This window comes from Arthrobacter sp. 08Y14 (assembly GCF_002929455.1).
GTDB lineage: Bacteria > Actinomycetota > Actinomycetes > Actinomycetales > Micrococcaceae > Arthrobacter_B > Arthrobacter_B sunyaminii.
The window spans coordinates 1-1,124 of record NZ_PJIX01000011.1; the positions used below are offsets into that span (position 1 = coordinate 1).

Consider the following 1,124-nt stretch of genomic DNA (forward strand, 5'->3'; position numbering starts at 1 on the left):
GTACCTGGGGCGGCGGGCTGGTGAAAGCGAGGAATCCGCACAGGGCTCCCAGCGAAACGAGAACCGTCAATCCGTAGACAGCCCATCTGCCGGCGTCTGATGCCCAGGACTGGACGACGGTGCCGTTGCCGGCGGTTGTCGTGTGCTGCTGGGGCTTCTTCTTTTGTTTCCTGGTGGATCCGGCGGGGGACAAGACTGTCCCGGCGGATTGCTTTGATTTCTTGGATCTGATGCTTTTCACGCGATTTTCCTTCCTGCTGAGCTAGAGCTTTTTGGAGGCTTGCCGGGCTGCCTTGGCGATCTCGAATTGGTCATTTTCGAGTGCCCGGCCTGTGGTGTCGTCAAGCACTTGGCGGAGCTGTTGAACTATTCGGTCCCGGTGCTCGTCTGCCCATTCGGCGCAGCCTTGCAGGGGTGTCTGGATTGAGTGGCAGGCCACGAGCGTTGCCTGTGGGTTTCCTTCCTGAGTCAGTGCGTTGATGATCCGGTTCAGGTCGGTGTCCAGGTGGTCGATTTCCCACGCAGTGTCATTGCGGAAGGATGCCGGGAGCGCTTCCTTGATCTTTTTTGCCGTTCGGCTGCGGCGTATGCGGGCGGTGTTGCCTTCGTTTTCCGCTTCCGGCCACAGCTTCTGCGATAGCTCTACGGCATCGCTGGAACGTCCGTTCAGGCTCAGGTAGGCCACAGCTTCCGCCGGCTTGCCTGTCACCGCTGATCCGTTGTCGCTGTGCAGCTGGGGCTGGCCCAAGAGGCACAGGGGCGCCGCGAAGTTCTGGGACAGTTTGGCTGCCGGTTCCGCCTGGACGGGTTCAGCTTGGGCAGGTTCGGGTTCAGCCTGTTCAGGTTCAGCTGCTGCTGCCGGCGGTTCTGGAGCGGGTTCGGCGGGTTCAGGTTCAGCTGCTGCTGCCGGTTCTGCCTGGATGGTCTCAGCCTGGGCGGGTTCGGGTTCAGCCGGCTTTTCGTGATCAGGGGTGACGCTCTCGAAATTCACGAGCGCTTCAAGCTCTGCCACGCTAATGCTTGGGGTTGCTTCCGGCGACGTTTTTGGAGCTGCGGGTGTGGCCGGCAGGAAGTCCTCTATGGTGAGTGATTCAACGGCCTGCTGGGCTTCCTTGGCTTCTTCC

Annotated in this window: 1 protein-coding gene and 1 pseudogene; both read right to left on the bottom strand. The window is 61.0% G+C overall.

Annotation, left to right across the window (positions count from 1 at the left end):
- The coding region (locus CXR03_RS18205) for a hypothetical protein (RefSeq protein WP_146070553.1) at positions 1-241 on the bottom strand (241 nt) is incomplete at its 3' end.
- 21 nt (positions 242-262) lie between these two features.
- Positions 263-1,124: pseudogene (locus CXR03_RS17690) on the bottom strand (hypothetical protein); the annotation flags it as partial.